Source organism: Ponticaulis sp. (assembly GCF_029210165.1).
In the GTDB taxonomy this organism is placed as follows: Bacteria; Pseudomonadota; Alphaproteobacteria; order Caulobacterales; family Hyphomonadaceae; genus Ponticaulis.
Genome location: NZ_JARGNT010000001.1, coordinates 2,162,126 through 2,187,067, shown reverse-complemented (window position 1 = coordinate 2,187,067; position 24,942 = coordinate 2,162,126). Strand labels below are relative to the sequence as shown.

Here is a 24,942-nt window from a genome sequence, read left to right as displayed (position 1 = left end):
TCAATCAGGTAAAACTGCGTCCAAAACCATAAAGGTCGGGAAGCGGCTATTCTGCTCATATTTACGCGGGTTGAGCGCTTTCAGTTCCTCTGAAGGCTTTGTCTCATGAATTCCGCGCAGTTGAAAACCGGCAGACAGGATCGGGTTCACGATCTCGTCGAATGAGCGATAATAATCATGCACTTCGACAGGTTCGCCGCCAAACCCTTTCCAGATAGCGCTACACAGGTGCACCCCGAACGCACTCGGCGGCTGATACCATTCATAAGCGGCCATCGGGTGCTGCACCGTCATCACCAGACGTCCTTGCGGCTTTAATAGCCGTGCAAACTCGGAGAGCGGGACCGACCAGTTACGCACATAATCAATCGCCAGCGATGAGACGACGAGATCAAAGCTTTGATCTTCAAGATTGGGGAGCGGCTGTGCGAGATCAGCGACGAAGCAGTTCGCCCTACCCGCTGTCGCGCGCTTTGCGATTTCCACCATATTCGGACTGACATCAAACGTCGCGGCGCTGGCCGCGCCTTTATCGAGCAGGTCGCGGCTCAGAAAGCCCGGTCCGCAACCGGCATCGAGAATGTGAAGCCCTTCGACATCACCAATGACATTCCTAATTGCAGGATGCTCGTTATAGCCGTTCTCCGCTTTGGTTTCGGCGATCGCAGCATAGCGCTCGGCCAGAGCATCATAGGCCGCAAGCGCGATCGGTGCATTGTCTGACATGAGCTCCCCCGAACCTTATAAGCTTAAGGATGTGGCCGCGAAATACCGTAGCGCTGCGCCATCACCTCAAGCAGATCATCCTTATCATTCACAAAGTGAAGGCCATTGGCTTCTTTCACCGGCAGACCGTCTTCGATATCGCCATAGAGCACCAACGCAGGAAGGTTCTGATTATCCTCGCCTAGCAAATCTACAACGCCCTTGCGCGGCCGGGGCCACTTCAAGCGGCGCACTTCGATCTTCTCTGCCAGCTCTGGAAAGGCAGACATAACGCCTTCCAACAAGACGCAATGCTCGCAGTAAAAAATATTGCCGCCATGCGCGGGATCAGCATAGTCGGTCTGTAGAATGAAAAGCACGTCTTTTGTATCAGACACGGGACGCATCCTTCTGCCGGAGTTCGCGATGTGAGCGCTGAAAGACGTGCGTGCGTTTAAGCCGCGCGCTCTTCTTCCTGCTTCGCCCAGAGTTCAGCTGCGCCGCGTGCAAGGTCACGCACACGCGCAATGAAAGCCTGACGCTCGGTCGGAGAGATCGCGCCGCGCGCATCAATCAGATTGAACGTGTGAGACGCTTTCAGCGCATAGTCATAGGCTGGCAGAGGCTTGCCCGCTTCACGCAAAGCGTTGGACTGCATCTCGCAATCAGCAAACCAGCGCTTCAGCATGTCGACATTGGAATGTTCGAAGTTGAACGCAGATTGCTGCTTCTCATTCTCGAGGAACACGTCGCCATAAGAAAGCGGGTTCGGGCTGTCCGGATCGTTGAATGGCAGCTCGTACACATTGTCGACGCCGAACACATACATTGCAAGGCGCTCAAGACCGTAAGTCAGCTCGCCGGAGACCGGGCGCACATCAAGGCCGCCAACCTGCTGGAAGTATGTGAACTGGCTGACTTCCATACCATCACACCAGACTTCCCAGCCAAGACCCCATGCACCAACTGTCGGGTTCTCCCAGTCATCCTCAACAAAGCGAATATCGTGGATTTCCGGGTCGATACCAATGGCATAGAGGCTCTCAAGATAGAGATCCTGAATATTGATCGGGTTCGGCTTCAGAATGACCTGAAACTGGTAGTAATGGCCGAGACGGTTCGGGTTCTCACCATAGCGCGCATCTGCCGGACGGCGCGATGGCTGCACATAAGCCGCATTCCAGTTCTTCGGGCCAAGCGCCCGCAGAACCGTACCAGGGTGCAGCGTGCCCGCACCAACTTCCATGTCGTAAGGCTGCAGAATGGCGCAACCTTTCTCCGCCCAGTATGCCTGAAGCGTGAGAATGATGTCCTGAAAGGATTTCGGTTTGTCTGCAGTTACGATTGCCATCTGAGCCTCTGAGAAATTCGCGCGGAAGCTAGCCGCAAGCGCGTGCGGTTACAAGGCCTGATCTTAGCGGCGCAGCAACGCATGCAATGCCCGCCATGGCGCGGTCTGGCGAAGCACGCTGCCCGTATAGCCTGAACATTAGGCACAATCTTTTTGTGATGAAAGAAATAGCGGCACACTTTCCCTTAAACACGCCAAACGTGTTGCGCTGCAGCAGGTTTCGTCGCCGACTTCAGTTCAAGCCGCGGGACATTTCTTTTTTCAGCTTGATCGTCGCCCGCGCAACTACTCGCAGGGAAGCATCATGTCAGATATCAACACAGAAATTCTGAACGGCATATCACGCCGCTCATGGCTCAAAATGGCCGGCATTGGCGCGGGCGCAGCGGGCATTGGTCTGCTCTCGGGCTGCTCACAGGCCACTGCCGATACTGAAACCGCAGCCGTTGTCGCGCCCGATCCGGACGCATTGGCCATCATGTCTTCGAACGAAAATCCGTTCGGCCCGTCACCGATGGCCATCGAAGCCATGCGCGCGGAAGTCGGCAATATCTACCGCTACTCCGGCCCGCTTCTTCAGGAATTCGGCGAGATGATCGCAGAGCGCGAAGGCGTGTCACCTGATCAGGTTCTCATCACCAACGGATCAACGCCGCTGCTCGCCGCCTATTCACAATGGGCAACCATGAATGACAAGACGGTCCTGACCTCCGCTGTCACCTATGAAGGCGTGCCACGCGTGGCAGAAGCCTATGGTACGAATGTCATTTATACGCCGCTCGACGCAGACCTCGGCTATGACATGGCTGCGATCGAAGCACAGGTTGCGCCGGGTATGGCAGTCTATCTATGCAACCCGAACAACCCGACGGGCCGCACGATTGATCCGGTCGTGCTGGACGCATTCGTTGACTCAGTGTCCGCGCAAGGCATCCCCGTCTTCATCGACGAAGCCTATCTGGACATGTCTGAAGACTATCCAGCTGGCGTGATGACGAAATATGTTCAGATGGGCCGTCCGGTCATCGTCGCCCGCACCTTCTCAAAAATCTATGCCATGGCTGGTCAGCGTATCGGCTACGCGCTCATGCCTGCGGACATGGCGATGGAATGGCGTGGCTATGGTCATCTGTCCAGCGTGAACCATCTCGGCCTTGTCGCGGCTAAAGCGTCACTTCTGGACACAGCCTATTTCGAAGATATGCGCGCCAAAACCAAAGCCGGTCGCGACCGCCTTATCGCTATGGCTGCAGACCTTGGTCGCCCGATTGCACCAAGCCCGCAAGGCAGCTTCATCTATATGGATACCGGCATGAGCAATGCTGCGTTTGCCAGCCAGATGCTCGAGCGCGGCGTACGCGTTGTTGGCAATCGCTGGACAGACCTGCCGCAATGGACACGCATCTGCGTCGGCCTCGATCATGAGATCGACAAGTGCCACGCCGCGGCGGCCGATATCCTTACCGCGATCTGATTTTCCAGTATTCCCCATGTATCTGGACGGGCTCACGGGCCCGTCCTTTTTTTATCGGCTAATGGTCAAGCGAACGCGCCGAACCGCCAAAGATTGCACGATAGATTTTCGGATGCCCGAGCATAGCGATGACAAGGCCCAGTGTCAGGCCTGAAATCAGCAGGAATGCGAACATCGTCTGCATGGCATGTCTCCTTCTGTGGGAAAGCTAAGCAGACGCGTGGGGTCAGAATAAGGCAGGTCTAAACCCAATCGAGCGGCGCACCGCCGAGAACCGCAGCCGCCCGTTCGGTATAATCCTGCTCGCCTTTGGCCTTATGCATGATCAATCCTTCGTGAAGCACAGTCTCCCCGCGCTTCAGGCCTTTACGGGCTGTCACAATCACACGTTTGGCCGGTTCGCCCGGTGCGGATCTTACCGGCAGGATTTCGATCTGCCCGGACCGGCTCATCAGATAAGCCAGAATATCACCCAGCACACCAGCGCGGTGGATCAGCGTAATCCGCCCCTTTGGCTTCGTGACGAACAACATCTTCTTCAACCAGTCATTCAGGGGCACCTCAGCCATGTAGGCGTGCGTGCGCCCTTCATGCGTGGTCGTTATACGGCCCGGTTCAAAATATGGCGGGTTGGACATGACCTGATCGAACCGGTTCTCCCAGTCCGCCGGAATGGTAGAGACGTCCTGCTCAGCGATGCTCACACGATCAGAAAAGCCGTTAGCCTCAATGCCTTGCTTCGCCAGCGGCACCATCACAGCGTCACGTTCCAGCCCGACAAACCCGGCTTCCGCGAGGCGCCAGGCCGCCGGAAAGAGCGCACCGCCCGCACCGCATCCCATATCCAGAATGCGCTGTCCTTTGCGCCCGGACAGGCTTGCGGCGAGCAGAATGGCATCCAGCCCCGCCCTGTAGCCCTTTTCCGGCTGAAAAATACGGACCTGCTCGTTGAGCAACCAGTCCTCCGTCACAAGCGACATTATTCGCCCTTCAATACATCGTCGATCAGCGCCAGCGCAGCTGCTTTGTCTTCTGAGAACACCAGCACGCGCCGTGGTATTGCCCCGATAGACCCTTCCATGCCGCTCGTGAAGCCGTCCAGCACAACATGCTCAATACCCGCTTCTGTGAGGCGCGCATCAATGACTGACAACTCTACGGCGTTATTCGTTCGGATTAGTTCTTCCAAGCGTTTGCTTTTCCTTTTGATCTGGGCCAAGAGGTTTTCCGATCGCAAATCTTCGTAGAAGATGGCGGCGGAGTGACGCGGAGAGGATGACAGCTCTTTGTTTCGTTGGGAAGAACGCCCTATATCTGGGGTGAGTAGTAAAAAGGTTTTGATCCTTGGACGCCACGCCATTGAAAATTGATTCCGCCAACGCTTTCCAGACACTCTCCGGACTTCTGGACGATGACGTCGCCGCTGTAGAAACGCTTCTGACCGAGCGCGCAGCGAGCCCTGTTTCTGTCATCCCTAATCTGTCCGGCTATATTGTTTCTGCTGGCGGTAAGCGCCTGCGTCCTCTGATCACGCTTGCTGCAGCGAAAGCTTGCGGCGCGACTGATATGACGCCGGTCCACTGCCTGGCTGCTGCGGTTGAATTTATTCACACAGCGACCCTGCTTCACGACGATGTCGTTGACGAGTCAGACCTCCGCCGCGGCAAGCCGGCGGCGAAGAATGTCTGGGGTAATTCTGCCAGCATTCTGGTTGGCGACTTCCTGTTCGCACGCGCTTTCACGCTGATGGTTGAGACGGGCCGCCTCTCGGTTCTGGATATTCTCTCCAACGCGTCCAGCGTCATCGCTGAAGGTGAAGTTCACCAGCTCGCTGTGATGGGCCAGCTGGACCTGCCAACAGAAGAATATCTTCGCATTATTGAGGCTAAGACAGCCGCACTGTTCGAGGCAGCCTCAGAATCAGGCGCGGTGTGCGCTGATGCGCCTGAAGAGCAGGTCCGCGCGATGCAGGCTTACGGCAAAAACCTCGGCCTCGCTTTCCAACTCGTAGATGACGCGCTCGATTATGGCGGCACGACCTCTGTTATCGGCAAATCAGTCGGCGACGATTTTCGCGAATGCAAAATCACGCTCCCAATCGTCATCGCGCGCCGCCGTGGCAGCGCAGACGACAAAGTATTCTGGGATCGTGCGCTTAATCCTGAAACTCAGGAAGACAGCGATCTTGCACATGCTATCCATCTGATCCGTTCCACTGGCGCGGCGAAGGATACGCTGGCAGAGGCCCGTTCATACGTTGAGATCGCGAAGAAATCGCTGCAGTCCCTGCCAGCCTCGCCATACCGCGATGCTCTGTCGTCGCTGGCTGATTTCTGCGTCGACCGCGCTTACTGATTATCCTGTTCGAGATAACCGTTTTCGAGGGCTGACGCTCTGATCTTGCGATTGACCACATAAAGGATCGCAAGAAGGACCGCGAAGCCCACAAGCGCGCCGCCCACCGGAAACACGAGCGAAAAGCCTGCGATCAGCGCGCCATGCACGCTCACCCACACGTAAATCCACGCAGTCAAAGGCTGCGAGACTCGTGCCTTCAGCATAATCTGATAAACGTGCTCACGATGCGGCTGCATCAGGTTTCGCTTACGCTGGAACCGCCAGATGAGGGTCAGCAGCACGTCAGCCAGAAACGCGATGAAGAGCGACGGTGCAATCCAGACAGAGCTATGTGTGCGATCCACCCAAATGAGCACCAGCCCCGCCAGATAGAAGCCGACGAACAAAGCGCCCGCATCACCTGCGAACAGCTTGCCGCGTCCATTCCAGAACAACAGGCCAAACAGTCCGCCAAGCAGGATAAGTGAGCAGGCAAGAATATCGTACTCACCGGTGACGGCGGACAGGAAAGCAAGTGCCGTCGCGATTACGGCTGAGGAGCCCATAGCGAGGCCGTCAGAGCCGTCCATAAAGTTCACGGCATTCGTCGTCACGATCAGCCACGCAGCAGATCCGATCACGCCGAGCACCAGCCCTGTTTCCCAGCTGTGGCGTCCGAGGTCGAAATACCCAACACGTACACCCAGCCAGGCCACCGCCAGCGCCAGAATGAGCTGAGCGACAAGCTTGGGCAGAGCGGGTAGCGCCACCAGATCGTCCCAGACGCCCATGACGAACATGTAGAGCGCACCTGCAAGCAGAACGAAGACGGGAATGTCCCGCCATTCCGGATTGAGCAGAAGCACAAGCACGGTAAGAGGCACGACAGTGAAGAACACCGCAATGCCGCCAGAGGTCGGCATCGCCTTCGCCTGATCTTTTCTGTCGCCATCTGGCGCATCACGCGGACCAACGCGGATCAGCAGCGCGCCAAGAAGCGCAGCCAGCGGTATCACAGCAAGCGCACTAATCAGAGGCAATGTCAGAAACTCAGGCATAACAACCCCATAGAACCCTTTTTGCTGTACGCAGCTTAGACTGAGAGGTCAAACCCGGCAGCGCCGAGTTTCGTCTCTGCCAGCCAGAATGTCGGGGATTGATCACGAATAACGCCCGCCGCATAGCGAGCCGCCTGCTCATCTACGAACAGGGCAAAGCAAGTGGCGCCAGAACCGGACATCGCCGTGAACTCGGCGCCCGCAAAAGTCTGAAGACGGTTGAGCAAGTCGCCAATTTCCGGATGACGAGCCATCGCAGGCATCTGGAGATCATTCCGATAGTCGGAACGTAGCGCCGCAAGGTACGCCTGACCGTTTAATCCGACTGGTGGCGCGCATTCTGAAAACTTCGGAGCACCGTCCCATTCATCGAAAGCCCTGAAGACCGGTCCCGTCGGGCAGGCAATGGGCGGCGTCACCAACACTGCAGGAAATTCAGGGGGCCGCGTCCGAAGCGCCTCGATACGATCGCCGTCACCGCGCATGAGCACAGGTTCTCCCGCGACGCAGGCGGGCACATCACCGCCAAGCGGAACAGACATCGACATGAGCTCTTCGACACTCAAACCAAGCTCAAAGGCATGATTGAGAATCCGAAGGGTTGCGGCCGCATCAGATGATCCACCACCAATACCCGCGGCAATCGGCAGATGCTTTTCGAGCGTCAGAGCGCCTTTGAAAGTGACGCCCGTCTTTTCAGACAATAGAAGTGCAGCTCTAAGCACGAGGTTTTCTTCGTCAGCGCCAAGCATCGAATCGTCCATTCCGGGACCTGACACGTTCAGGAAAAGCGCTTCATCTGATGGAGTAAAATGCAGGCGATCTGCGGCACGCGCGTCTGCAAACACGACAAGACTATCAAGCGGATGCCGCCCGTCGCTACGCACCGGGCCGACATGGAGATAGAGATTGACCTTGGCAGGCGCCGAAATGCTCGCCGGTTTAAGCCCGCTCATTGTCCGTGACGCGTCTCATCGTCTTCTGCAACCACGGTCACAGGCAACTCCGGCAGACCGTTCTCCAGCTTCTCCTGAATGAGAGGGATCTGGTCTTCTTCCGGTTCGAGCGCGAGCGCATGCCGCCATTGGAAGCGCGCCTCAATACGGCGCCCTACACGCCAGTAAGCATCACCAAGGTGATCGTTCAGCGTCGGGTCATTGGAGGAGAGCTCAACAGCGTGTTCGAGATAGGTTACGGCCTGCTCATACTGGCCAAGGCGGTAATACGCCCAACCAAGACTATCCACGATATAGCCGGAGTATGGCTGCAGCGCGACGGCCTGCTGGATCATCTCAAAGGCCTGTTCCAGATGCTCGCCGCGATCAACCCATGAATAGCCGAGATAGTTGAGCACCTGAGCGCGGGAGCCATCAATCTCGAGCGAGCGCAGGAAATCATCCTCTGCTGCTTCCCAGTTATCCAGCTCGTGATGGACAACGCCGCGCGCATAGTAAATCAGCCAGTCTTCACGACCTGCCGCTTCATCTTCAGTGACCACTTCGTCGAAGAGCTCGAGCGCGTCTTCATACTTTTCGAGCGAGCGATAAAGCTCACCCAGCTGGATGCGCATCTCACGCTCATCGGTGAACGCCAGCGCTTCCGAAGCGATCCGGAGCGCTTCTTCGTCACGATCCTGACGGCGAAGGATCCAGGCCATTTGTGCCTGAGCCGTCGCGAAGAATGGCGAATCCGTTCCAACACGCTGGAGCACTTCCAGCGCTTCGTCACCGCGACCACCTGCATCGAGCGTATTGCCCAGCATAGTACGCGCCATATCGAGATCAGGGTTCAGGATCAGAGCCAGATTGAAGTAAATTCCAGCGACATCATCACGCGTTTCGGCAGCGAGCGCAGACGCCAGAGAGTAAACCGCAATCGCAGCCCCCTCAGCGGCGTCCAGGCGTTTGACCTCTACCGTCTCGCCATTGCGCAACTGGCGCGCAACGCGGTCTACGGACGGGTTATTACCGACATCCTGATAGAACTCGTCTGCGATCAGAAGCGCACGTTCGGTATCTCCACGTGCAGCGAGGAGACGCATATAATGCTCGGCTGCCACCGCCAGACGCATGCGTTCTTCCCAGACGGCAGAGAATGTGCCGATAGCGGCATCATCGTCGCCTTCGGACATCTGGATCATAGCCAGCATGTAGAGAGAGACGCCGTCCAGAATGTCGTCACCGACCAGACCTTCTACGACATGCGTGCGTGCAGCATCATAATCATCCGCGCCATAGGCCGCCCAGGCGGCAACAAGGCGTGAAACAATGCGATTGAACGGGCTCACCTCACCTGTTGTAAGGAGCGTGCGCGCATAGTCTGCCTGACCATCTTCCAGCGCGGCCACGCCAAGGGTCAGACGGGTGAGCGATCCGTAATCTTCAGAATGGTTCTGCGCATTGCGCGCAAGCTCGACAGCACGGTCATTGTCGCCCGCTAGCAGAAGCGAATAAATAGCGCGTTCCTGCAGGACCTCATCTTCTGGCGCGCGTTCTGCAGCACGAACAAATGTCTCTGCCGCAAGCACAGGGTCATTCGTCAGGGACGCATATCGCCCGATCAGGAAATCGGAGAACTGCTCAGCCGTCGGCGGCACCGGCGCAGGCACCAGCGTGAAGCCGTTCGCCGACGGGGTCGTCGCAGAAGGTGTAGTGCAGGCAGCCAGCGCGGATACACCGCAGGCCGCGAATAAAGCGCGATACAAAGTTTTCATGTCGCCAAACTGAAAGAAGCGGGCCGAGAATACAATCGTAATTCTGGTAATACGGGTAAAAATATCAGTGAACGGAAAAGGGCGACCCGATGAGCCGCCCTTCTGAGTATTACATGTTCGGGTAAGCCGGACCGCCACCACCTTCTGGTGTTTCCCAGTTGATGTTCTGGTTCGGGTCCTTGATGTCACAGGTTTTGCAGTGAATGCAGTTCTGCGAGTTGATCTGGAAGCGCTGCTCGCCGTTCGCCTCTTGAACCCACTCATACACGCCTGCCGGGCAGTAGCGCGCGGATGGACCGTCAAAGACGCCGAGTTCAGAAGACTTCTGCAGATCTGGATCAAGCAGTTTGAGGTGACATGGCTGATCTTCACCGTGATAGGTGTTGGTGAAGGCAACGTTTGTCAGCTTGTCGAAGCTGTATTTGCCATCCGGCTTCGGATAATCGATCGGCTTGAACTTCGCAGCAGGCTTGAGAGATGCCGCGTCAGTTTTCTTGTGGCCGAGTGTGCCGAATGGTGACCAGCCGCCAAAGATCGATGTGAGCCACATCTCAACGCCGCCAAGACCTGTACCCAGCACAGTACCGAAGCGTGACAGGATAGGCTTCACGTTACGAACCGTCTTCAGCTCTTTGTAAACGCTGGATTTCTCATACGCCTCTTCGTACTCGACGAGCTCGTCACCGGAACGGCCAGCCTGCAGTGCGTTGAATGCTGCTTCAGCACCCATCATACCTGTCAGAATGGCATTGTGAGAGCCTTTAATACGCGGCACGTTCACGAAACCGGCTGAACACCCGATCAGAGCGCCGCCCGGGAAGGCGAGCTTAGGCACAGACTGCCAGCCGCCCTCAGTGATCGCACGGGCACCGTAAGACACGCGCTTACCGCCTTCGATGTACTTCATCACCTCAGGGTGGTGCTTCCAACGCTGGAATTCCTGATAAGGCGCGATGTAAGGGTTCTCATAGTTCAGGTGAACCACGAAACCGAGAGAGATGAACGGCTCGCCATTGTCACGGAAGTGATAGAGGAATGAACCACCGCCAACATTGTCTGGCAGCGGCCAGCCAAGCGTGTGCTGAACATAGCCTTCCTGGAAGTTTTCTTCCGGAACAGACCAGAGCTCTTTCAGGCCGATGCCGTATTTTTGCGGCTCGCTGTCTTTGTCGAGGTCGAACTTGGAGATCAGCTTCTTCGTGAGAGAGCCGCGTGTACCTTCCGCGAACAGAACGTACTTACCGAGCAGCTCCATACCCGGCTCATAGTCTGGCTTTGGGTTACCTTCAGCGTCGAGGCCATTCACGCCAGCGATAACGCCGCGGACTTCGCCATTCTCGCCATAGACGAGCTCAGATGCAGCAAAGCCCGGGAAAATCTCAACGCCCATACCTTCGGCTTCTTCAGCGAGGAAGCGAGTGACGTTGCCCAGAGAGCCTGTGAAGTTGCCATGGTTCTTCATGAAGCCCGGCATTGGCAGCAGGGAAATATCGAGAGAGCCTTTAGGGCCGAGATATTTGAATTTGTCGCCAGTGACTTCAGTGCGCAGCGGACGGTTATCGCGTTCGCGCCAGTCCGGGATCAGCGTATCAAGACCAACAGGGTCAACCACGACACCTGACAGGATGTGAGCGCCAATCTCGCCACCCTTCTCCAGCACGATCACAGAAAGCTCTTCGCCTTTTTCCTGTGACAGCTGCATGAGTCTGATCGCAGCAGACAGACCAGCAGGTCCGCCACCAATGATCAGTACATCAACTTCCATGGACTCACGTTCTACAGCGTCAGACGCCATGCTTTATCTCCCCAAGCCGGTGTACATTCTGGTTCAGACGTTTGATCTAATGACCTTCGGGCCAAAAGTCCAAACGCAAATCTTGCAAAGCTAATGCATGATAAACACGGACAGGTTCAAGTGTTACATGGCCTGCCCAAGGCCAAGTGAGCAAAGTTTTTAGCTTGAATGGCAAAAAATCGACAGAAAGAGCTGAAATCTGAACTGTATTTGCGAATGTGAAAATATTCTTTGTCAGAATACTGCTTATTCTTTTGCCGCAAAAAACCAGATTGTGCTCAACGGTCTGGCTGCCAATCATTTATGTGAAAATGGCAAATACAGGCGGTGGCACTATCGGTGAAACGTGTTTAGAACAGTTTCAAACTTCACGTGTTACCGATCACTAACCATGGCTTTGACCGACAACTTGTTAAAACAGCTAAAGCCACTCACCGACTGGTGGGAAGACGCGGGCGTTCCGGTAGACACACGTGAACTGGAAAAGTTGATCCGCGCAGCAAATGCGTCAGCACCAAAAGCCGAAACAAGTGCGCCGCAACAGGCAGCCCCTCAGACGAGGAAAGCTGCGAAACGTATTACCCCTGATGAAGCGGCACGCAGCGCCGTTGCGAGCATCCGCACACTGGATGAATTGCGCACCGCACTTGAGGCGTTCGATGGCTGCGAACTGAAACTCAAGGCGCAGTCCACCGTGATCGCGGACGGCCCTGCCAATGCCGGTGTAATGGTCATCGGCGAAGGTCCTGGCCGGGAAGAAGACAAAAGCGGCAAACCTTTCATCGGGCCTGCCGGACAACTTCTCGACAAAATGCTCAAAGCGATCGGCCTGTCTCGAGAAGAGAATGCCTATCTCACCAACGTCAATTTCTGGCGCCCGCCCGGCAACCGCAACCCAACGCCGGAAGAGCTGGCCATTTGTCGTCCATTCGTCGACAAGCATATCGAGCTCGTGGCACCGAAGCTGATTATTGCGACTGGTCTGGTGCCAGCCAGCGCCCTGCTCCATAGCGAAGAAACAATCGGCCAGATGCGCGGAAAGCGCTTCAATCTGGACGTACCCGGGCTGAAACAGCCCGTTCCCGTTTTCCCGATTTTCCATCCATCCTTCCTTCTGAAGAGACCGGCGGAAAAATCCAAAGCCTGGGAAGACCTGCTCAACATCAGGAAGTTCATGGAAGAGAGCGGGATCACCTGAAATGACCACCACTGAACCCACCCGTGTATAGTAAAAAAGGCTCAGTAAATTGCGCGCTCCTGTCTCTGTTATCATCCCCGTCTATAATGGTGAGAAACAGCTCACGACCTGCCTGAAATCCCTGATGAAGGGCATGCAGGATGAAATTATCCGCGAAGTGATTGTTGTGGATGGCGGTTCGACCGACAATTCCATCGTGACTGCCTTCAACTGGGGCGCACGCGTCATATGCTCTGCCGCGAAGGGCCGTGGCCGCCAGCTTCGTACCGGTGCGAAGAATGCCACTGGCGAATGGTTCCTTTTCCTGCACGCCGACACCAAGCTCGACAAGAACTGGCCCCGCATGGTCGACCGTCACATGTTTGAGCATGAAACCCACGCCGCCGCGTTTGAGCTGCGCTATCAGAGCAACTCTAAAGAAGCCCGCTGGCTGGAAAAGCGCGCAAACCAGCGCGCAAAACTGCTGGGCCTTCCATACGGCGATCAGGGGCTTCTAATGCCACGCGCCATGTATGAAGACCTTGGTGGCTTCAAAGACATGCCGCTCATGGAAGATGTCGACATGGTTCGCCGCATTCGCAAGCGCCGCCTGAAAATCCTGCCCGTGCGCGCATTTACATCAGCAGAGAAATACGAGCGCGATGGCTGGCGCAAACGCGCCTATGCGAATGCATTGCTGCTGACGCGCTATTATCTGGGCGCCAGCCCTGAAAAGCTCTCTAAACTCTACAAATAGTCAGACACGTATCGCGCCAAACGCATGACACCGATCACCGTCTTTGCTTTCGTCAAACCGAACCGGATGGGCATGGCCAAAACGCGCCTCGCCCGCGATATCGGCAAGACCGAAGCACGGCGCATCAATGCCATGAGTACTGCGCGAGCCCTACGCGCACTGGACGACCAACGATGGACCGGCGTTCTGAGCGTTGCGCCTGATACAGCCGTCAGAAGCCGTCAGCCCCTATGGCCGGACCAGCTCATCCGCATTCCGCAAGGTGGCGGCGACCTTGGAGACAGACTCACCCGCGCCTTCGATCTTGCGCCGCTCGGGCGTGTGATTTTCGTTGGAAGCGATATGCCGGACCTTCGCCCTGCAGATATTCACGCGGCAAGCCAGAAACTTTTAACGCGCAGCGCCGTCTTTGGCCCGGCCGATGACGGCGGCTTCTGGCTGTTTGGAATGACGAAGACCTGCCGCACCAAAGCCCCGTTTGATGGCGTCAGATGGTCAAGCCAATGGGCGCTGGCCGATGTTCGGGACAATCTGCATAGCGACCGGATCGCCTATCTGGACGAACGGATTGATATTGATGATCTTGACGCGCTGACCAAGTGGCGAGCCAAAAGGCGGACTGACTAGCAGTCCAGCTCCATCTCTTCGCGGCGCATGACGTTCTTGAGAACAGAGGTGATCTCTTCCGGGCCGAACGGCTTCTGAATAAACGCATCTACATCGAATTTTTGCGACGCCAGTTTCTCATCTGCTGACATCGCAACAATCGGAACATTCGCCCATACGTCGCGTACAAGACAGATCAACTCGCTGCCGGACATTTCAGGCATGTGCATGTCTGTCAGAACCGCATCCACATGATCATAGTTCAGCTGCTGGATGGCACTGAGACCGCTCTGGAAGCTGGATACGCGGAAGCCATGAGCACGCAACAGATCCGATGCGATACGGCAGGTCGTCTTGCTATCATCGATCAGAACGATGTGTTTACGGCGTGCGCCCGTTTCCTGAATAGATTTTATATCGGCAAGCGTTTCCATAACGTCTTCACGTTTGAAAGGCTTTTTCAGTACGAGGTGAGCCCCCTTCTCGCGTGCTTTGGCAAGCACTGCGAAATCATCCGTGTCGTTCGCTGTCATCATGATCAGTACCGCAGACGGCCAGCGGCGGGACAATGGCTCAATCAGCTTGAGCCCGCTCACTTCGCCAAAGTGCACGTCAATCAATGCAGCATTCACTTTCAGGTCGAACAAATGCGGCGCAGAAGAAAACTCGCGCGGCGTCGTGACCGTCGTCACCGCTGCGCCCTGGTCCTCGAACATTCTTGAAATCATCTTCGCCTGCGTAGTGCTATCCTCCAACACTAACAGACCCGGATTGTAAGCTGGCACGAACCCATCCCTCTATTGAGTTTTTTGAAACTTAGTTTCGATCCCCATTCGCCAACGACTATCCCATGCGCAGATTGAACATTCGTGAATCAATTCGGAGCATTCTGACGCTATAGTGAATTTTCTTCACCATGATCGCGATCACAGTCCTGAGGTGATTATTACCTGTTGAAGACGGTCTATCCTTGCCACTTTTGTTCTTGTTTTGTTCTTTTTCTACTGCTATTCATAGGGCATGAAAGTCAGCCAGAAACTACCGGAACGCGGACGCATAAAGTCCAATGAACTCAATGATCTTTCGCCTTCAGACGCAAGGCGGGGACGCGGCGCCGTATCCAACCCTGCAGGACGTTTCGAAACTATTCAGACAGATAAGTTTGATGATGGCTGGGAAAATGCGACAGACTTTATAGATGAGGCCAGCCGCATTTCATGGCACTCTGAAACAGCGCGCACCATCATCACGCGAAACCAGTCACCAGACATTTCTTTTGACCGTTCGATTAACCCTTATCGTGGCTGCGAGCATGGCTGTGCCTATTGCTTTGCCCGTCCCTCGCACGCCTATCTCGGCCATTCGCCTGGCATCGATTTCGAACGACAGCTTTATTTCAAGAACAATGCTGTCGAGCTGCTCCGGCGCGAACTTTCAGGGCGCAAATATGAACCACGCCCTATAGCGCTTGGCATCGATACCGATGCCTATCAGCCGGAAGAAAAGCGCCTGCGCCTGACACGCGAGATCTTACGTGTGCTGGACGAGTTCAACCATCCGGTGATGATCCTCACCAAGTCCGCGCTGATCCGGCGGGATATTGATATCCTGTCAGGCATGGCAGAGCGCGGCCTGGTGTCTACCGGCGTCTCCATGACAACGCTCAAGCATGATGTTTCAATCAAACTGGAACCGCGCGCGGCTGCGCCGTCACTTCGCCTGCAAACGATAGAGGCGCTGGCGAAAGCGAGCATACCTGTCGTTCAGATGACCGCCCCCATTATCCCTTGCCTGAATGACAGTGAGCTCGAGGCCATGATTTCGGCCGGCGCTGACGCAGGCGCGATTAATGCGCGCTATGTGCTGTTGCGCTTACCCTATGAGCTGAAGGATATTTTTCAGGAATGGCTGAAAGCGCATTTTCCCGATCGAGCAGCGCGCGTCATCAACACCTTGAGAGACATGCGCGGCGGCAAAGATTATGATGCTGAATGGCATAAACGTCAGCGTGGTGACGGCCCTGTTGCTGACCTGATTGCGGCGCGCTTCAAGAAAGCAGTCAGGCGCGCAGGGATGACAGAACAACCTGCCCGATTGCGATGTGACCTCTTCAAAGTGCCAGCTAAAGACTCGCCGCAAATGTCCTTCGGATTCTGAAACGTAAAATTTTAACAAAATTTTCCGATTGATTCGCTTCGGTAAGACATTCTTCATGAAATCACTTCGGATTGGCATCTCAGAAGAATTTTAGAACGAGGTTTTTTCGATATGGACGCGCTGGAAAATGTGATCATCCAAGGTGATTGCGTCGACGTGATGAACCGCATGCCGGAAAACTCGGTGGATCTCATCTTTGCAGACCCACCATACAATCTACAGCTTGGCGGCGATCTCACCCGTCCGGACAACTCCGAAGTTAAAGGCGTTACCGACGATTGGGACCAGTTCGACAGCTTCGATTCCTATGACCTCTTCACCCATGAATGGTTGGCTGCCTGCCGCCGCGTTCTGAAAGACACAGGCGCGATCTGGGTTATCGGCAGCTATCACAATATTTTCCGCGTTGGCGCCATCCTTCAGGATGCCGGCTTCTGGATCATGAATGACGTGATCTGGCGCAAGACCAACCCGATGCCGAACTTCAAGGGCACACGCTTTCAGAACGCGCACGAGACGCTGATCTGGGCGACAAAGCACCCGAACCAGAAACCGTACACGTTCAACTATGACGCTCTGAAAACCTTCAATGATGACCTGCAAATGCGCTCGGACTGGACGATCCCGATCTGTACAGGTCAGGAGCGCCTGAAAGGCGATGACGGCAAGAAGGTTCACCCGACACAAAAGCCTGAAGGCCTGCTTCACCGCGTCCTGCTGGCAACCAGTAAAGAGAATGATCTTATTCTCGACCCGTTCTCCGGCACAGGCACGACGGCCGCTGTCGCCAAGGCACTTGGCCGCCGCTTCGTCGGTATCGAACAGGATGGTGGCTATGCGCGTCATGCCCGTGAGCGCCTTGCCCGTGTTCAGCCTTACGAGAGCGAACAGCTTAAAACTGTCACAAGCAAAAAGGCAGAGCCACGTGTGCCATTCGGCGCTCTGATCGAGAGCGGATATCTGCGTCCGGGCGACCGTCTTTTCTCTGCATCACGTCGCCATGAAGCGCGCGTTCGCATTGATGGCAGCCTGACGAATGGCCGTGATGTCGGCTCTATTCACCGTCTTGGCGCGCATGTTCAGCGTGCAGCAGCGTGCAATGGTTGGACATTCTGGCATTATGAGAGCCGGAACGGTCTGGAACCGATCGATCTTCTACGCAGAAAGTTCCGTACTCAGATGGGACTCGGTTGATCAACGCATTATTGATGCTTACCTTTATATATAGCTGGAAGGGCAACACCGATTCGGGTTTAACACGGAGGCCCCATGACACGGCTTATAAACCTGTATGCGCTTGATTACTGGTATGAGTCAGACGCGGATGATCCAGACAGTGCTTACACACTGATTGGTGACGAAAAAGGTGACTATGTCATCGCCGCCGACGGCACGCTCACATTTGAAGAAATCTGGGACCTGGCCGAGACGCATAACGAACAGGTAAAAGCAGAACTTCAGAACGGCTAGCCGCTCTGAACTACGTTCCTCGGGGGCTCTGATAAAGGTTCAGAGCCTTCCGGAATACTGATGGCAGCCCCGCAGACGATAGCTCTGACAGTCGGATCAGCTCCTCTTCTCCCTCTACAATCAAATCTAAGGCTTCAGCCGCTTCTGACGTGTAGACGTCGAGGTATAAGCGGAAATGCGTAAACACGTGTTCGATACGGCCGAGGTACCGGTCCTCTGAAACAATTGCTGGCTCTGATGGTACGTCATTCCATGCCGTCGTCGGCAGGCCCAAAGTTCCGGCTAGCAGCCCTTTATCCGCGCGGCGTTCAGCGACCAGCCCTTCACCAGAAATTGCGAGCAACACTGCGCCTTGGCGCATCGGCTTGGTCTTCTTCGGAGGCTTAACCGGAAAGTCTGTCTGCCGACCCAGCGCTCGTGCACTGCAAGGCTCACTGAGCGGACAGATCAGGCAGTCAGGCGAGCGCGGCGTGCAGACCGTTGCCCCTAAATCCATCATGGCCTGCGCAAAGTCGCCCGGCCGATCTTCTGGCACCCAGCTTTCGACAATGGCTTTGATATCTTTTTTGATGTCCGGCAGTGGCGCATCCATGGCGAGAAGACGCGTCGTCACCCGCTCGACATTGCCATCCACCGCCGCGACCTGCTCGTCAAAGGCAATCGCGCCAATCGCGCCGGAGGTGTAAGGCCCGATACCCGGCAGCTTGATCAGCCCCGCGCTGGTTTCGGGAAAACCGCCCTGCGCAGCGATCTCCTGCGCACAGGCATAAAGGTTGCGCGCCCGCGAGTAATACCCAAGCCCCGCCCATGCGTTCATAATGTCATCTCGCAGCGCAGACGCGAGGTCTTCAACCGTCGGCCAGCGTTTCACAAAGTCCAGAAAATAGCGCGTCGCATGCGGAATAGTCGTCTGCTGGAGCATGATTTCCGACAGCCAGACGTGATACGGGTTCGGCTTTACACCCTTAGCCCGGTCCTGAGGCGAGACACGCCACGGTAGACTGCGCGCTGAGGCGTCATACCAGCGAAGAATATTTGCGCTGATCTCGGCGCCGGGTGTATGGGTATCAGACATCAATGGATACATAGCGCCTCTCTTTCGCGGGGCCATCCCTGATATGAGATGATTTGCATGCCCGGCGACACGAACCGCTCCGAAATCTCACAGTCACTGGACTTCGACGCCGAACGTGCGGCGCTGAAACGGCTGTCCAAACACCGTGCGCGGCCTGCAAACGGTCAGGGCGAACGCCTGAGCCTGCGCATTACCAAGATCATGAAGCCCTACACCAAGAATGAAGGTCCGGGCATTTCCATGCTTCAACGCCGATGGAAAGATCTTGTCGGCGAACGTCTCGCCAAGCTGTCGTATCCGGTCAAGCTGACCGGCAAAGCGGAGAACCGTGTTCTTACGCTGGAGATTTTGCCGTCCGCCTCACCTATCTTCCAGCATCAGAGCGAGATGCTGAAACAAAGGCTGGCGGCGTCAAGCGGCGGTTTTCTTAAAGATTTGAAATTTGTGCACAAAGCGACGCCGGGTCAGAATGGCGACAAGGCGCGCAAGCTTCGCCCATTGAGTGCACAAGAACGTGATCAACTGAATGAAGGTGTTGCAAGCGTAAAAAATCCACGTTTGTCTCAGGCACTGTTGGCGTTCGGTGAGGCAGTCTATAGAGAGGACCGCTGAACACGCCTAAGGGCGAATCTGTAGGACAAACAAACGGATGACGGGCATGAACGTATCTAAATGGCTTATTTCTGCGACAGCTGCACTTGCGCTCGCGGCATGTGGCGGCAGCAATTCCGGTTCTGGCGGCACCGCCAGCGTCGTTGAAGGCGACGTTGTACTGGGCGACGCAAGTGCGCCTGTAACGATCATTGAATACGCGTCCATTACCTGCTCACACTGCGCGACCTTCTCACAGGAAGTCATGCCGACCATTGAAGAACGCGTTGAAGCTGGCGACGTGAAGTTCATCTTCCGCGGTTTCCCGACACAACCGGTCGAGATCGCTATGGCGGGCCACGCAATTGCGCACTGCGCAGGCGAAGATCGCTTCTATGATGTTCTGCACGACCTGTTTGAAAACCAGACAAATATTTTCCAGGCTGCACGCACCGGCACGGTTGGCGACGCGCTCCAGGCGACCGCTGCACGCCACGGCCTCGATGCAACTGAGTTTCGTGCTTGCACACGAAACCAGGACCTGTACGAACAAATGTCCAACGTCATCCGTGATGCGCAGGCTCAGGGCGTCTCAGGCACACCGACCATTTTCATCAATGGCGAACTTGCCGGTCCCGAAGCGCAGACACCAGAGGGCATGAACGAATTGATTGACGCGGCACTGGCTGACTAACCCTCACCAGACTATCCGCAACCGACTGGAGACATATATGAAATCCCCGAACTGGCTGACCGCAGCACTCACTGCAATAGCACTGACCGCAACACCGACTGCTGCTCTCGCGCAGGAAGGTGAAGCACCAGCGCCTGCAGTCGTGCTCGACAACATTGTTCTGGGAGACGTTGTGCTCGGCGATGCAGATGCGCCGATCACAATCATTGAATATGCGTCCCTCACCTGCCCTCATTGCGCGCACTTCCATGAATCGGTCATGCCGGTCATCGAAGAGCGTATCGAGCTGGGCGAAGTGAAGTTCATTTTCCGCGAGTTCCCGACAGCGCCGGTTCAGATCGCCATGGCTGGTTTTGCAATCGCTCGCTGCGCAGGTGAAGACGGATACTATCCGACTCTGGATACAATCTTCACCGGACAGGACGAGATGATGGTTGCTGCACGTGGTGGCACTGTGGGCGAATGGCTTACGAACGTTGCTGCTGAAGCTGGTCTTTCAGAGCCTGAATTCCGCGCGTGTCTTGCAGATGAAGAGTTGTTCAACTCTATGGTTGCAACGATTGAGGCTGGTCAGGACGCTGGCGTTGTCGGCACACCTACCATCTTCATGAATGGCGAACTGCTCGGCAATGATGCCCAGACTGGCGCAGGCATGGCCGCGCTGATCGACGCAGCCCTCGCCGCTGAATAATCTTTTCGAACGGACACACTGATATGACCATGCTGCGTGCTTTCATCACCTCTGTCGCCGCCCTGACACTCGCGTCTTGCGGAGATGGCAGCGGTGGAACCAGCGCGCAGGATGACGGCGGCCCGGCAACCCTCGACGAGATCGCCATTGGCGATGTGATCATGGGTGATCCGGATGCGCCTCTTACGCTGGTCGAGTACGCATCCATCACATGTGGCGCATGTGGCCAGTTCCACGCCACCGTCATGCCCGTCATCAAGGAACGCGTAGACGCAGGCGATATCAACTTCATCTTCCGCGAGTTCCCGACCGCGCCTGCAGAGATCGCAACCGCTGGCTTTGCTGTCGCGCGCTGCGCCGGTGCGGATGATTATTATGATGTGCTGGACGAGTTTTACGACAACCAGCAGGATTTCTTCAACGCGATCCGGTCCGGCTCTGCTGGCGACATGTTGCGTGATATTGCGTCTGAATACGGCATCAACAATGCCGGCTTTCGCGAGTGTACGCGCGACCGCGAACTCTTTTCTTCCATGATGGAAACTGTGCGTGGCGGCGAAGAGCTGGGTGTCACTCACACGCCCACGCTTTTCCTCAATGGCGCACAACTTGGCAATGAAGCACGCACACCAGACGGCATGAACGCCGTTATCGATGCTGCTCTGGCGGCGCTCGACTAGCTTTCCGGCCTCTTTTCGAGTTTTGCACAGACTTTCTGACACGAATTCGTTCTGGTATCGTAACGTCTTGCGAATCTAGCGATGCTGCAGAGTCGTAAGCTATGGAGACGTGCGTTCTCCGGAATTGAGGTCCTGATTGCAGATCACCGAGATCAGAATTGCAGGGTTCAAATCCTTTGTTGATCCGGTCAACTTCTATGTTGAGCCGGGGCTGACGGGTATTGTCGGGCCGAATGGCTGCGGTAAGTCGAACCTTCTGGAATCTCTGAGATGGGTGATGGGTGCCAGCTCTGCGCGCGCTATGCGTGGCGGCGAGATGGACGACCTCATCTTCTCCGGAACGGCCAAGCGCCCTGCCCGCGAAATGGCTGAAGTGACGCTGGTGATCGACAATACGGATCGCCGTGCGCCGCCGGAATTCAACGATAATGACAAGCTGGAAATTCTGCGTCGTCTTCGTCGTGGCATTGGCTCCACCTATAAAGTGAATGGGCGGACTGTTCGCGGTAAGGACATCCAGCTCATCTTCGCGGATGCCTCGACAGGTGCAAACTCTCCCGCGCTGGTTCGTCAGGGACAAATCAGCGAGCTGATCGGATCCAAGCCACAAAACCGCCGCCGTCTCCTCGAAGAAGCTGCTGGTATTGCAGGTCTAAACACGCGCCGCCACGAAGCCGAACTTAAGCTGCGCGGTGCAGAGAGCAATCTTGAACGCCTTGATGATCTCTCATCGGAAGTGGAACGCCAGCTTGAAAGCCTGAAACGTCAGGCTCGTAAAGCGCGTAAGCATAAAGACCTGTCCGCCGTTATCACCGGTCTTGAAGCCCTGCTGTGCCATCGCCGCTGGTCGCTGGCGCAGGAGGCGGTGAATACGCATCAACAGGCGCTGCGTGATGCACGCGAAAGCGTTGAGAAGCTGACACTTGAAGACGCCATGGCAGAGCGCACCGCGCTTCAGGCCCGCGAGAAAATTGAACCGCTTCGCCTGGCAGAAACCGAAGCGTCCGGCCGCGTTGGTCAGGCAAAAGTTCGCATGACCGAGCTTCAGGCCGAAAAACGCGCCATCGAGACGGCGCTGGAACGCCACGCCTCTGATCTGAAACGCATCGTGTCCGATATCGAGCGTGAACAGGGGCAAGCTGAAGACGCTGAATCTCGCATTGAAGATGCCAAACGACAGCTTGCTTCTCTTCCGAGCATGGACCCAGCTGTATTCGAACGCGATCAGATGGAAGCTCAGGGCCGTCTGCAAATGGTGCAGAAAGACCTCAATGAAGCTGAACTCGCCGGACAGACCGCGACTGAGACCCTCGCCCGCCTCCGCGCCGAACGCGAAGCAGCTGAACGCAATCGCCGGGATCTGAGCAATCGCCTCAATCAGACAAATGCTCGCCTGAACCAGCTGGAAGCAGAGCTCTCCCGCCTGCCGGATGTGTCTGCGCTGGAAACAGCTCTCGAAACAGCGCGCACCGAACTGGCAGACGCCGAATCTGCACTCGAAGATATGGCCGCATCTATATCTGAAGCCGAACAACGCTCGCTCGCCCTTCGCCGCGAGGAAGAGACTGTGGGCGAACCGGTCAAAGACGCTGATACCGCACTGCGCAGTGTGAAAGCCGAAATTGCGGGCCTGGAACGCCTGCTGCGAAAGGCTGAAAGCTCGTCTGCGCCGCCGATTATGGATTCCCTCAGCCCGCAGGCTGGCTATGAGCGCGCGCTTGCCGCTGCGCTTGGCGATGATCTCAACGCGCCGACTGATCCGAATGCCCCATCTTACTGGGCGGGTGCAGACAGAGGATCCGACCCGTCACTTCCGGCTGGTGTGACGCCGCTCAACTCAGTCTGCTCAGCGCCGTCCGAACTTGACCGCCGTCTGGCGCAATGCGGTGTTGTCGAAACTGACGCCGAAGCAAACGCGCTGCGCAGTCAGCTGCAGGTCGGCCAGCGAATTGTCTCCAGGACAGGCGGCCTCTGGCGCTGGGATGGCTATATCCGCCGTAGTGATGCACCACTGTCTCAGGCTGAACAGCTTGAACAGAAAAACCGTCTCGAAGCCTGTCAGGCCGAGCTTCCGCAGCTGGAATCAAATCTGGCTTCGGCACAGGCGGCACAAGCCGATATCGAAACGCGGCGCCGCGAAGCCGAGTCAGAACTTCGCGACCTGCGCGCCCACGCCCCTTCCCTGCAGAAAGCACGAAATGAAGCGAGCGCATCTGTTTTCCGCGCCGAGCAGGAATTGGAACGCGCCAGCCTGAAGCGCGATAATCTGCAATCCACCGTCTCCGAAGCGCGCCAGCAACGTGATGATGCGCAAGCAGCAGTCGACGCTCTACAAGATGTGTCCGCCTCAGGCGACGATGCCAAAGCTGAAGCGGAGCTTGGTGATGTCCGCCGCCGCATTCATGAACTCCGTCAGGACGAACAGGCGGCTCGCAACGCCCTTTCCGATTTACAGCGCAACCGCGAGCGTCTGGAAGGACGCAAGCGCGGCCTGGAACGTGAAGTTCAGGAATGGACCAAACGCCTGAACAGCTCAAAGACCCGAATCTCGGAACTGACAGCGGCGCGCACGCAAAGCCGTACGGCGCTGGAAACGGTAGAAGCCGGTCCGGAACGCGTTGACGAAGCCATTGAAACGCTGGCTGCAGAGCTTCAGGCCCTGGAAGTAAAACGTCAGGAAGCCGCAGACCTGCACGCCGAAGCCGAAAAAGGCTCGCGTGAAACAGAGGCCGAGGCACGCCGCGCCAAAGAAGCCGCGACGCAGGCACGTGAGGCTACAGTCATGGCGCAGGCTCATCTGGAAACAGCCAAAGAACGCCTGAACGATGCGGTCGAACTCGCCAGCTCTCAGTTTAACCGTCAGCCGCACGGCCTGATCCAGCTTGCCGAATCGGCACTCGAAGAAGAGTGGATGGAACGCGAATCCAAAGAACTCGACAACGAACTCGTGCGCCTGAAGCATGAACTCGCTGCGCTTGGCAGCGTGAATCAAGACGCTGAGAAAGACGCCGAAGAACTGGCTGAGCGTCTTGGCGCGCAACATGAAGAAAAAGCCGACCTCACCGCAGCCATTGCGAAACTCCGCGAAGGCGTTCACGCGCTGAACGAAGAAGGACGCGGTCGCCTGCTCGCAGCGTTCGAAACGGTCAACGAGCATTTCCAGAGCCTGTTCACCGCACTCTTCAATGGCGGTCAGGCCGAACTCAAGCTTGTTGAAGCGGATGACCCGCTCCAGTCCGGCCTTGAAATTTACGCCCAGCCGCCAGGTAAAAAGGTCACATCACTCAATCTGATGTCCGGCGGCGAGCAGGCGTTGACGGCAACCGCGCTTATTTTCGCGGTGTTCCTCTCTAACCCTGCCCCGATATGTGTCCTCGACGAGGTCGATGCTCCACTAGATGATGTAAACGTCGACCGTTTCTGCCGCCTGCTTGAAGAAATGAAGAGCCGGACACAAACGCGATTCGTTACAATCACGCACAATCCGGTCACTATGTCCCGTATGGACCGCCTGTTCGGCGTTACCATGCAGGAACAAGGTGTTTCGCGCATCGTTTCAGTGGATTTGGGCACTGCGGAACAATTAGTCGCAGCTGAATAGTCAGAGATAA

Annotated in this window: 25 protein-coding genes; 13 read left to right on the top strand and 12 right to left on the bottom strand. The window is 56.3% G+C overall.

What is annotated here, in order from left to right; genetic code table 11:
- Genes P1U45_RS10625 through P1U45_RS10615 form a run of 3 tightly spaced genes read right to left on the bottom strand, consistent with a single transcriptional unit; the run spans window position 1 to window position 2,056 of the window.
- Window positions 1–726, bottom strand: a complete 726-nt coding sequence (locus P1U45_RS10625) for a class I SAM-dependent methyltransferase (RefSeq protein ID WP_301059055.1) — start codon at window positions 724–726, stop codon at window positions 1–3.
- Between the two features lie 23 nt (window positions 727–749).
- On the bottom strand, window positions 750–1,103 hold the full coding sequence (locus P1U45_RS10620; RefSeq protein WP_301059054.1) for a DUF3088 domain-containing protein: 354 nt from the start codon (window positions 1,101–1,103) through the stop codon (window positions 750–752).
- Between the two features lie 56 nt (window positions 1,104–1,159).
- Complete coding sequence (locus P1U45_RS10615; RefSeq protein WP_293608526.1) at window positions 1,160–2,056, bottom strand: glycine--tRNA ligase subunit alpha; 897 nt, start codon at window positions 2,054–2,056, stop codon at window positions 1,160–1,162.
- A gap of 304 nt (window positions 2,057–2,360) precedes the next feature.
- On the opposite strand from P1U45_RS10615, the gene P1U45_RS10610 reads away from it, so the two are divergent.
- Window positions 2,361–3,530, top strand: a complete 1,170-nt coding sequence (locus P1U45_RS10610) for a histidinol-phosphate transaminase (protein WP_301059053.1) — start codon at window positions 2,361–2,363, stop codon at window positions 3,528–3,530.
- Window positions 3,531–3,588: 58 nt separating this feature from the next.
- Here the strand turns inward: P1U45_RS10610 and P1U45_RS10605 are convergent, their stop codons facing one another.
- The 3 genes from P1U45_RS10605 to P1U45_RS10595 are packed head-to-tail and all read right to left on the bottom strand — an operon-like array spanning window position 3,589 to window position 4,719.
- Window positions 3,589–3,714, bottom strand: a complete 126-nt coding sequence (locus P1U45_RS10605; protein ID WP_301059052.1) for a hypothetical protein — start codon at window positions 3,712–3,714, stop codon at window positions 3,589–3,591.
- Window positions 3,715–3,772: 58 nt separating this feature from the next.
- A complete protein-coding gene (locus tag P1U45_RS10600) occupies window positions 3,773–4,510 on the bottom strand; it encodes a methyltransferase domain-containing protein (protein WP_301059051.1) in 738 nt (245 codons plus the stop codon).
- Window positions 4,510–4,719: a DUF2007 domain-containing protein gene (locus P1U45_RS10595; protein WP_301059050.1), complete on the bottom strand. Its 210-nt coding sequence runs from the start codon at window positions 4,717–4,719 to the stop codon at window positions 4,510–4,512. The genes P1U45_RS10600 and P1U45_RS10595 overlap by 1 nt, the downstream gene beginning before the upstream one ends.
- 170 nt (window positions 4,720–4,889) lie before the next feature.
- On the opposite strand from P1U45_RS10595, the gene P1U45_RS10590 reads away from it, so the two are divergent.
- Window positions 4,890–5,885 carry a polyprenyl synthetase family protein gene (locus P1U45_RS10590; RefSeq protein ID WP_293608521.1) on the top strand — a complete coding sequence of 332 codons (996 nt, stop codon included), beginning with the start codon at window positions 4,890–4,892 and terminating at the stop codon, window positions 5,883–5,885.
- Here P1U45_RS10590 and P1U45_RS10585 read toward each other — a convergent pair.
- The 4 genes from P1U45_RS10585 to P1U45_RS10570 form a co-directional block, all read right to left on the bottom strand.
- Entirely contained in the window at window positions 5,879–6,925 is a 1,047-nt protein-coding gene (locus P1U45_RS10585) for an MraY family glycosyltransferase (RefSeq protein ID WP_301059049.1), read from the bottom strand. The two genes, P1U45_RS10590 and P1U45_RS10585, sit on opposite strands and share 7 nt — an antisense overlap.
- 35 nt (window positions 6,926–6,960) lie before the next feature.
- The gene (locus tag P1U45_RS10580; RefSeq protein WP_301059048.1) at window positions 6,961–7,881 is read right to left on the bottom strand and encodes a 4-(cytidine 5'-diphospho)-2-C-methyl-D-erythritol kinase; all 921 of its coding nucleotides are present in this window, start codon (window positions 7,879–7,881) and stop codon (window positions 6,961–6,963) included.
- Entirely contained in the window at window positions 7,878–9,638 is a 1,761-nt protein-coding gene (locus tag P1U45_RS10575) for a tetratricopeptide repeat protein (RefSeq protein WP_301059047.1), read from the bottom strand. The genes P1U45_RS10580 and P1U45_RS10575 overlap by 4 nt, the downstream gene beginning before the upstream one ends.
- Before the next feature lie 109 nt (window positions 9,639–9,747).
- A complete protein-coding gene (locus tag P1U45_RS10570) occupies window positions 9,748–11,433 on the bottom strand; it encodes an electron transfer flavoprotein-ubiquinone oxidoreductase (RefSeq protein WP_301059046.1) in 1,686 nt (561 codons plus the stop codon).
- Between the two features lie 391 nt (window positions 11,434–11,824).
- On the opposite strand from P1U45_RS10570, the gene P1U45_RS10565 reads away from it, so the two are divergent.
- The 3 genes from P1U45_RS10565 to P1U45_RS10555 are packed head-to-tail and all read left to right on the top strand — an operon-like array spanning window position 11,825 to window position 13,994.
- Entirely contained in the window at window positions 11,825–12,631 is an 807-nt protein-coding gene (locus tag P1U45_RS10565) for a uracil-DNA glycosylase (protein WP_301059045.1), read from the top strand.
- A gap of 49 nt (window positions 12,632–12,680) precedes the next feature.
- Window positions 12,681–13,367, top strand: coding sequence for a TIGR04283 family arsenosugar biosynthesis glycosyltransferase (locus P1U45_RS10560; protein ID WP_301059044.1), 687 nt, complete (start codon window positions 12,681–12,683; stop codon window positions 13,365–13,367).
- 24 nt (window positions 13,368–13,391) lie between these two features.
- Window positions 13,392–13,994: a DUF2064 domain-containing protein gene (locus tag P1U45_RS10555; RefSeq protein ID WP_301059043.1), complete on the top strand. Its 603-nt coding sequence runs from the start codon at window positions 13,392–13,394 to the stop codon at window positions 13,992–13,994.
- Here P1U45_RS10555 and P1U45_RS10550 read toward each other — a convergent pair.
- A complete protein-coding gene (locus P1U45_RS10550) occupies window positions 13,991–14,758 on the bottom strand; it encodes a response regulator (protein ID WP_301059042.1) in 768 nt (255 codons plus the stop codon). The genes P1U45_RS10555 and P1U45_RS10550 overlap by 4 nt on opposite strands.
- Window positions 14,759–14,993: 235 nt before the next feature.
- On the opposite strand from P1U45_RS10550, the gene P1U45_RS10545 reads away from it, so the two are divergent.
- From P1U45_RS10545 to P1U45_RS10535, 3 genes are all read left to right on the top strand, one after another.
- The gene (locus P1U45_RS10545) at window positions 14,994–16,130 is read left to right on the top strand and encodes a PA0069 family radical SAM protein (protein ID WP_301059041.1); all 1,137 of its coding nucleotides are present in this window, start codon (window positions 14,994–14,996) and stop codon (window positions 16,128–16,130) included.
- A gap of 111 nt (window positions 16,131–16,241) precedes the next feature.
- Window positions 16,242–17,324, top strand: coding sequence for a site-specific DNA-methyltransferase (locus tag P1U45_RS10540; RefSeq protein WP_022694958.1), 1,083 nt, complete (start codon window positions 16,242–16,244; stop codon window positions 17,322–17,324).
- Between the two features lie 75 nt (window positions 17,325–17,399).
- On the top strand, window positions 17,400–17,600 hold the full coding sequence (locus P1U45_RS10535; RefSeq protein ID WP_022694957.1) for a hypothetical protein: 201 nt from the start codon (window positions 17,400–17,402) through the stop codon (window positions 17,598–17,600).
- Between the two features lie 10 nt (window positions 17,601–17,610).
- On the opposite strand, the gene P1U45_RS10530 is transcribed toward P1U45_RS10535, so the two are convergent.
- Entirely contained in the window at window positions 17,611–18,687 is a 1,077-nt protein-coding gene (locus tag P1U45_RS10530) for an A/G-specific adenine glycosylase (RefSeq protein WP_301059039.1), read from the bottom strand.
- Between the two features lie 45 nt (window positions 18,688–18,732).
- On the opposite strand from P1U45_RS10530, the gene P1U45_RS10525 reads away from it, so the two are divergent.
- The 5 genes from P1U45_RS10525 to smc all read left to right on the top strand — a co-directional run bounded on the left by P1U45_RS10525 (window position 18,733) and on the right by smc (window position 24,932).
- Window positions 18,733–19,287, top strand: coding sequence for a DciA family protein (locus P1U45_RS10525; protein ID WP_301059037.1), 555 nt, complete (start codon window positions 18,733–18,735; stop codon window positions 19,285–19,287).
- 46 nt (window positions 19,288–19,333) lie between these two features.
- Window positions 19,334–19,960, top strand: a complete 627-nt coding sequence (locus tag P1U45_RS10520) for a DsbA family protein (RefSeq protein ID WP_301059035.1) — start codon at window positions 19,334–19,336, stop codon at window positions 19,958–19,960.
- Window positions 19,961–19,997: 37 nt separating this feature from the next.
- On the top strand, window positions 19,998–20,651 hold the full coding sequence (locus P1U45_RS10515) for a thioredoxin domain-containing protein (protein ID WP_301059033.1): 654 nt from the start codon (window positions 19,998–20,000) through the stop codon (window positions 20,649–20,651).
- A 23-nt stretch (window positions 20,652–20,674) separates the two neighbouring features.
- Window positions 20,675–21,331, top strand: a complete 657-nt coding sequence (locus P1U45_RS10510) for a thioredoxin domain-containing protein (protein ID WP_301059031.1) — start codon at window positions 20,675–20,677, stop codon at window positions 21,329–21,331.
- A 136-nt stretch (window positions 21,332–21,467) separates the two neighbouring features.
- A complete protein-coding gene (gene smc / locus P1U45_RS10505; RefSeq protein ID WP_301059029.1) occupies window positions 21,468–24,932 on the top strand; it encodes a chromosome segregation protein SMC in 3,465 nt (1,154 codons plus the stop codon).
- Window positions 24,933–24,942 lie beyond the last annotated feature (10 nt).

Excerpts from the sequence above, each read along its gene's own strand:
- P1U45_RS10625 (WP_301059055.1), bottom strand. The coding sequence starts at position 726 with ATGTCAGACAATGCACCGATCGCGCTTGCGGCCTATGATGCTCTGGCC.
- P1U45_RS10615 (WP_293608526.1), bottom strand. The coding sequence starts at position 2,056 with ATGGCAATCGTAACTGCAGACAAACCGAAATCCTTTCAGGACATCATT.
- P1U45_RS10610 (WP_301059053.1), top strand. The coding sequence starts at position 2,361 with ATGTCAGATATCAACACAGAAATTCTGAACGGCATATCACGCCGCTCA.
- P1U45_RS10605 (WP_301059052.1), bottom strand. The coding sequence starts at position 3,714 with ATGCAGACGATGTTCGCATTCCTGCTGATTTCAGGCCTGACACTGGGC.
- P1U45_RS10600 (WP_301059051.1), bottom strand. The coding sequence starts at position 4,510 with ATGTCGCTTGTGACGGAGGACTGGTTGCTCAACGAGCAGGTCCGTATT.
- P1U45_RS10585 (WP_301059049.1), bottom strand. The coding sequence starts at position 6,925 with ATGCCTGAGTTTCTGACATTGCCTCTGATTAGTGCGCTTGCTGTGATA.
- P1U45_RS10580 (WP_301059048.1), bottom strand. The coding sequence starts at position 7,881 with ATGAGCGGGCTTAAACCGGCGAGCATTTCGGCGCCTGCCAAGGTCAAT.
- P1U45_RS10575 (WP_301059047.1), bottom strand. The coding sequence starts at position 9,638 with ATGAAAACTTTGTATCGCGCTTTATTCGCGGCCTGCGGTGTATCCGCG.
- P1U45_RS10570 (WP_301059046.1), bottom strand. The coding sequence starts at position 11,433 with ATGGCGTCTGACGCTGTAGAACGTGAGTCCATGGAAGTTGATGTACTG.
- P1U45_RS10565 (WP_301059045.1), top strand. The coding sequence starts at position 11,825 with ATGGCTTTGACCGACAACTTGTTAAAACAGCTAAAGCCACTCACCGAC.
- P1U45_RS10555 (WP_301059043.1), top strand. The coding sequence starts at position 13,392 with ATGACACCGATCACCGTCTTTGCTTTCGTCAAACCGAACCGGATGGGC.
- P1U45_RS10545 (WP_301059041.1), top strand. The coding sequence starts at position 14,994 with ATGAAAGTCAGCCAGAAACTACCGGAACGCGGACGCATAAAGTCCAAT.
- P1U45_RS10540 (WP_022694958.1), top strand. The coding sequence starts at position 16,242 with ATGGACGCGCTGGAAAATGTGATCATCCAAGGTGATTGCGTCGACGTG.
- P1U45_RS10535 (WP_022694957.1), top strand. The coding sequence starts at position 17,400 with ATGACACGGCTTATAAACCTGTATGCGCTTGATTACTGGTATGAGTCA.
- P1U45_RS10530 (WP_301059039.1), bottom strand. The coding sequence starts at position 18,687 with ATGTATCCATTGATGTCTGATACCCATACACCCGGCGCCGAGATCAGC.
- P1U45_RS10525 (WP_301059037.1), top strand. The coding sequence starts at position 18,733 with ATGCCCGGCGACACGAACCGCTCCGAAATCTCACAGTCACTGGACTTC.
- P1U45_RS10520 (WP_301059035.1), top strand. The coding sequence starts at position 19,334 with ATGAACGTATCTAAATGGCTTATTTCTGCGACAGCTGCACTTGCGCTC.
- P1U45_RS10515 (WP_301059033.1), top strand. The coding sequence starts at position 19,998 with ATGAAATCCCCGAACTGGCTGACCGCAGCACTCACTGCAATAGCACTG.
- P1U45_RS10510 (WP_301059031.1), top strand. The coding sequence starts at position 20,675 with ATGACCATGCTGCGTGCTTTCATCACCTCTGTCGCCGCCCTGACACTC.